This is a genomic window from Microbispora oryzae, assembly GCF_017896165.1.
GTDB classification, from domain to species: domain Bacteria; phylum Actinomycetota; class Actinomycetes; order Streptosporangiales; family Streptosporangiaceae; genus Microbispora; species Microbispora oryzae.
The window spans coordinates 1-6,166 of record NZ_JAFCNB010000044.1 but is presented as its reverse complement, the minus strand read 5'-3'; the positions used below and the strand labels follow the sequence as shown (position 1 = coordinate 6,166).

Annotated in this window: 4 protein-coding genes; 3 read left to right on the top strand and 1 reads right to left on the bottom strand. The window is 67.8% G+C overall.

The window, feature by feature from the left end:
• The first annotated feature begins 898 nt into the window (after positions 1 to 898).
• Complete coding sequence (locus JOL79_RS33395; protein ID WP_210159940.1) at positions 899 to 2,353, top strand: endo-1,4-beta-xylanase; 1,455 nt, start codon at positions 899 to 901, stop codon at positions 2,351 to 2,353.
• Positions 2,354 to 2,409: 56 nt separating this feature from the next.
• On the opposite strand, the gene JOL79_RS33390 is transcribed toward JOL79_RS33395, so the two are convergent.
• Positions 2,410 to 3,132 carry a FadR/GntR family transcriptional regulator gene (locus JOL79_RS33390; protein ID WP_210159939.1) on the bottom strand — a complete coding sequence of 241 codons (723 nt, stop codon included), beginning with the start codon at positions 3,130 to 3,132 and terminating at the stop codon, positions 2,410 to 2,412.
• A gap of 744 nt (positions 3,133 to 3,876) precedes the next feature.
• On the opposite strand from JOL79_RS33390, the gene JOL79_RS33385 reads away from it, so the two are divergent.
• Positions 3,877 to 4,962, top strand: coding sequence for a sugar ABC transporter substrate-binding protein (locus JOL79_RS33385; RefSeq protein WP_230985965.1), 1,086 nt, complete (start codon positions 3,877 to 3,879; stop codon positions 4,960 to 4,962).
• A 15-nt stretch (positions 4,963 to 4,977) separates the two neighbouring features.
• The coding region (locus tag JOL79_RS33380; protein WP_210159938.1) for a sugar ABC transporter ATP-binding protein at positions 4,978 to 6,166 on the top strand (1,189 nt) is incomplete at its 3' end.

Here is a 6,166-nt window from a genome sequence, read left to right as displayed (position 1 = left end):
CGCGGTCCCGCATTCACTCCGGTCGGGACGCGTCACCGGCCACGGTTCCTGCCACACCACCACGCACCGGCAGGATCACGACCGCATCGGGACTCAGTGTGGGAATCACCACCAAAAGTGTCAAGACGATTGACGAACTGTTTCGAGAGGATTGCGACCGCTCAACGGGCCGAGGTCGGGGCGTGAGTCCACCGAGAGAATCGTCCCGGTCTGGCCGCCCGGGTCTCCGTGAATGAACGTTTCATGACGCGGTGATCCGCCGGAGTATGCGGCCGGATGCCTGGTAAGCGCAGATGGAACGGTCTTCGCGGACCAATCGGCCCCGAGGCGAGAGAGGCCCTTCCTTGACAGGTCATATGACGTCATATTTGCTCGTCCGACCACCACATTCAGTCCATTCGACGGAGGGGAGGGGCTCGCCTGGGCGGTCCGTTGTTAGCGCTAACAGTGAGTCGGTCCCGCTCGGTGGGAGCCGGCGCGCGCGGGTGACACAGAGCGGGTGACACAGAGCAAGTGAGACAGGGCGGCGATCCCGCTCACGGCCAGGGGGCGGCCGAGGTGAAAATTTCACCGATCGTGCCGACCGCCGACCGGACGCCGATCGCCGGATGACTCCGGTGGTCGACCGGCTATCAGCCCGGACGGTTCCGTCCGGCCCACGACCTGCTGGAAATGGTCCAGACACGACCTTGACACGTTTTGAGGTGGTTTCCACACTGACCCGGCGAGGGCCTGCCGGGATCGGGGGTGCGCGGTAGGAGTCGCCCGGCGACGGAGACCGGGGCACGCCGGCGCGCGGCCCCGCGCGATCCGCGACAGACCCCGGCCCGCGTGCCGGCCCCCGATCGCACGTGTGCCAGGTCCCGTCCAGCATCGACTCGGCCGTTGGAGGCTGCGTATGAAACCCCCCACCATCCGGAACGAACGGCGCCGATGGACCGGCGCGCGCGGCCTGGTCGCGGTCGCGGCCGCAGCGGCGGTCACCGCCGCCGCTTTCGCCGTGGCCGTCCCGGCCCAGGCGGCGTCGACGTTGAAGGCCGCGGCCGAGGCCAAGGGGCGTTACTTCGGGACGGCGCTGACCAGGGGCGACCTGAGCAACACCACCCTGACCAACCTCGCCGCCGCCCAGTTCGACATGGTGACCCCGGGCAACGAGATGAAGTGGGACACCACCGAGTCGTCCAGGGGCTCGTTCAACTGGGGACCGGGCGACCAGATCGTCTCCTTCGCCCAGTCGCACAGCATGCGCGTGCGCGGCCACACGCTGGTCTGGCACAACCAGCTCCCCAACTGGGTCAGCAGCCTCCCGACGAACCAGGTGCAGGCCGCGATGGAGAACCACATCACCACCGAGGCCACCCACTACCGGGGCAAGGTCTACTCCTGGGACGTGGTCAACGAGCCGTACAACGAGGACGGCAGCCTGCGTCAGGACGTGTTCTACAAGGCGATGGGCAGCGGCTACATCGCCGACGCGTTGCGCACCGCGCACGCCGCCGACCCCAACGCCAAGCTGTACATCAACGACTACAACATCGAGGGCATCAACGCGAAGAGCAACGGGCTCTACTCGCTGGCGCAGACGCTCGTGGCGCAGGGCGTACCGCTGAACGGGATCGGGTTCGAGAGCCACTTCATCGTCGGCCAGGTGCCCTCGACCCTGCAGGCGAACATGCAGCGCTTCGCCGATCTGGGCCTGGACGTGGCCGTCACCGAACTCGACGACCGGATCCAGATGCCCGCCGACAGTTCGGAGCTGCAGCAGCAGGGCAGAGACTACGGAATGATCGTGAACGCCTGCCTGGCGGTCTCCCGGTGTGTGGGCGTCTCGCAGTGGGGCGTGGACGACGGGCACTCCTGGATCCCCGGCACGTTCCCCGGCTATGGCGCCCCGATGATGTGGGATTCCAGCTATCAGCCCAAGGCGGCTTACACCGCCGCGCTGAACGCGCTGAACAGCGGCACCTCGGTGTCGCCCAGCCCGTCGGTGAGCCCGTCGCGTAGCCCGAGCGCCTCGCCGTCGGCGTCCCCGTCGGTGTCTCCGTCGGTTCCGGTGACGGGTGCGTGTTCGGCGACGATTGAGACGACGAACTCGTGGCCGGGTGGGTTCCAGTCGAATGTGACCGTTCGTGCGGGGAGTTCGGCGGTCAATGGCTGGACGGTGAAGTGGACGTGGCCGGGTGGTCAGACGATCAGCAGTCTGTGGAACGGCACGCAGACGGTGTCCGGTTCGTCGGTGACGGTCCGCAACGCGGACTACAACGGCTCCATCGCGGCGGGCGGCTCGACGACGTTCGGGTTCACCGCGAACGGTTCGGCGGCCACGCCGGCCGTGACCTGCACCAGCCCCTGATCTCTCGGATGAGGCGAAGATGAGATCGGGCCGGGGCCACGGCCCCGGCCCGATTCCTACGAAGCGGCCCCGGCCCGTTCGGGGGTCTCCTCGCTGTACGTGCTCCCCAGGTTCTCCCTCAGCCAGGTCTCGGTCGTGCTGACGTGCACGAGCGCCGCCGCCTGGGCGAGCGGCGCGTCGCGGTGCGCGAGCGCCTGATAGATGGCCGCGTGCTCCGCGATCGTGCGCCCGGCCACGTCGCTCTCGACCAGCCCGCGCCACACCCTGGTGCGGAGCGTCCGGCCGGCGATGCCGCCGAGCAGGGCACTCAAGGACTTGTTGCCCGTCGCCTCGAACACCGAGCGGTGGAAGGCGTCGTCGTGGTAGTTGAGCGCCTCGACGTCGTTCCGATTCGCGATCATCGCGTTGAGGTGCCGTTCGACCCAGGCGAGTTGCTCGGGGGTGATGCGGGTGGCGGCCAGCCCCGTCGCCAGGGGCTCGAACAGGCGCCGTATCTCGGTGATTTCCAGGAGGTCGTCGCCCCGCATCATCTCGACGGCGAGCCCGACCCCCTCGAGCAGCAGTTCCGGCTTGAGACTGGTGACGTAGGTGCCGTCACCTCTGCGAACCTCCAGCACGCGCATGGTGACAAGGGAGCGGACGGCCTCCCTGAGCAGGTTCCGGGACAGGCCCAGCTCGGCGGCCAACTCCTGCTCGGGAGGCAGCCGGGCACCCGGAGGGAGGATCCCCTCCTTGATGAGCTGCCTGATGTGCACGATGGCCTGCTCGGTCAACGACATAGTCAGATTTTCATCCCTTCCGGCAGGCGACGACCACCTGCCGATGCGCCGAAGAAGTCGTGGGAGCCGACAGGGCCGGGCCGGGGATGCGGGGGAGCGCTCCGGCTCGCGAAGCGCCACGGGCGGGCGAGGTGTGGCTGTGCGAGAGGGGGGCTGTGATGGGGGGCACGCTGTCTCCCGAAGAGTACTGTGACGGCCGTGACGATCCGGCGCGTCAGAGATCCGACGTTAGATGCCGATCGCGCCTTGTCAAGCCGTAGATAAGCCCGCTTATCTCGGTAGACATGGGATTAATCCCCCCAGGATCGGGGTGATCTCGGCCGCCCACCAGCGACTTAGGCCGATGTGACCCGTCACGGCGAGATCCTGCGAGGCGACGCCGTGGTGCGAGGGCCGGAGGCGGCGCCGGACACGCGGATGAAAGTTTCATTCCAGGGCGGCCCGGGGTCAAACATAGGATCTATCGCCGGTCTGGCGTCCTCCACGACCTGGACCCCCAACCGCCCCCGCGGAGGCCGTCTTCTGCACCAGAACGCCTACGTTTTTGGGGTTTCTGGGGAAAGGGTCTGGACACTGGCACGGGTTTGGCCGTAGAAAGACATCCCATGTCCTGTCGGGTGATAAGCGCGTCGGAGCGTCCTCGTAAGAGTTCCTCGCGTAAGGAGCGCGGTCGTTCCCCGGCTTGAGCCCGCGGCGCGGTCAGGTGGCTCTGGCCGTGATCGCGGTGATATGTGAGGAGAGACGTTGAGACCTAGACGATTCGCGCTCGCCGCGGCCCTCGCCATGTCCGGATGTCTCGCCGTGGCCTGCGGCGGCGGCAGCGACAGCGGCGGCGAAGCAAACGGCGGCGGTGCCGCGGGTGCGGCGGCCAAGCCGCTCATCGGGGTGGACTATCCGCGTTCGGACACGGACTTTTGGAACTCTTACATCAGTTACGTGCCGAAGTTCGCCGATGAGCAGCAGTCGGAGCTGAAGACGACGAACTCGCAGAACGACATCGCGAAGCTCACGGCGAATGTGCAGAGCCTGATGAGTCAGGGTGTCAAGGGTGTGGTGATGGCGCCGCAGGACACGGCGGCGGTGGCGCCGACGCTGCAGCAGCTGGAGGCGAAGAAGATTCCGGCGGTGCTGGTGGACACGCGTCCGGACACGGGGAACGCGTTCATGGTGGTGCGGGCCGACAACCGGGCTTATGGGGAGAAGGCGTGCAAGTTCCTCGGGGAGAAGCTGTCGGGTAAGGGCAAGGTCGTGATGCTGGAGGGTGATCTGGCGTCGATCAACGGCCGGGATCGTACCGAGGCGTTCAACGAGTGTATGAAGGCGAATTATCCCGGGATCACGGTGTTCGGGGAGGCGACGAACTGGGATGGTGCGCTGGCGTCGCAGAAGTTGCAGACGCGGCTGACGGCCAATCCGGATATCAAGGGCGTCTACATGGAGTCGAGTTTCGCGCTGGCGGGGACGTTGCAGTTGCTCAAGCAGCGTGATCTGCTGGTTCCGCCGGGTGATCCCAAGCATGTGTTCGTGATCTCCAACGACGGTATTCCGGAGGAGTTGAAGGACATCGCGGCGGGGAACATCGACGCGACGGTGTCTCAGCCGGCGGATCTGTACGCGAAGTACGCGTTGATGTACGCGAAGGCGGCGATCGAGGGCAAGACGTTCCAGCCGGGTGCGACTGATCATGACAGCACGATCATCCAGGTGCGGCCGGGTCTGCTGGAGGACCAGTTGTCCGCGCCGCTGGTCACGGCGGACGGCGGCACGTACGGAGGCGTCCCCAGCGTGAAGCACGACGACAAGTCGTTGTGGGGCAACAACCTGAACTAAGGAGTGGGCGTGGGCATGGGCGAGTTCGCGGGTAGTTCCGCGAGCCCTCATCCCGCCCGTGACGACGGGCCGGTCCTGACGGACCGGCCCGTCGCCGAGGCGGAACAGATCACCAAGAAGTACGGCGAGACGGTCGCGCTCGACCGGGCTCACATAACCATCAGACCGGGGGAGGCGCACGCGCTCGTCGGCCGGAACGGCGCGGGGAAGTCGACCCTGGTCTCCATCCTGACCGGTCTGCAGGCGCCGGACGTCGGTGAGGTCCGCTTCGGCGGCGAGCCCGCGCCGCGGCTGTCCGACCGGGACGCGTGGCGGGAGCGGGTCGCCTGCGTCTACCAGAAGTCCACGATCATTCCCGAGCTGACCGTGGCGGAGAACCTGTACCTGAACCGCCACGACCGCAACCGGCTTGGACTGGTCGGCTGGAAGAGCGTGTGGCGCAAGGCGGCCGATCTCCTCGAGGCATGGTCGGTGGACGTCGACGTCAGGCAGCCGGCCGGAGACCTCGGGGTGGAGCAGCGGCAGTTCGTCGAGATCGCCCGCGCGCTGTCGTTCGGCGCCCGGTTCATCATCCTGGACGAGCCCACCGCGCAGCTCGACGGCGCGGCGATCGACCGGCTCTTCGACCGGATGCGGGCGATGCGGGAGCAGGGCGTGACGTTCCTGTTCATCAGTCACCACCTGCAGGAGATCTACGAGATCTGCGACACCGTCACCGTGTTCCGCGACGCCCGGCACATCCTCACCGCTCCCGTGGCGGAGCTGCCGCAGGGTGAGCTCGTCGCGGCGATGACGGGTGAGGCCGCGGGCCTGGCCGAGCGGAACGTCCGGCCCGCCGTCGCGGCGGACGCCTCGACGGTCCTCGACGTACGCGGGCTGGCCGACGGCGAGGTGTACCAGGACGTGGACCTCCAGGTCCGCGCGGGCGAGATCGTCGGCCTGGCCGGTCTGGGCGGCAGCGGGAAGACGGAGCTGGCCGAGACCGTCGTGGGGCTGCGCGCCCCGCAGGCGGGAACCGTCGAGGTCGCCGGTCGCCGGCCGCGTCCGGGCAGTGTGCCGGGCTCGCTCGCCGCCGGGGTGGGGTTCGTGCCCCGCGACCGGCACCACCAGGGGCTGGTGCCGTTGATGTCGATCGCCGACAACGCCACCATGACGATCCCGGAACGGCTCGGCTCGGCGGGTTTCGTGAGTGGGCGGCGCAGGG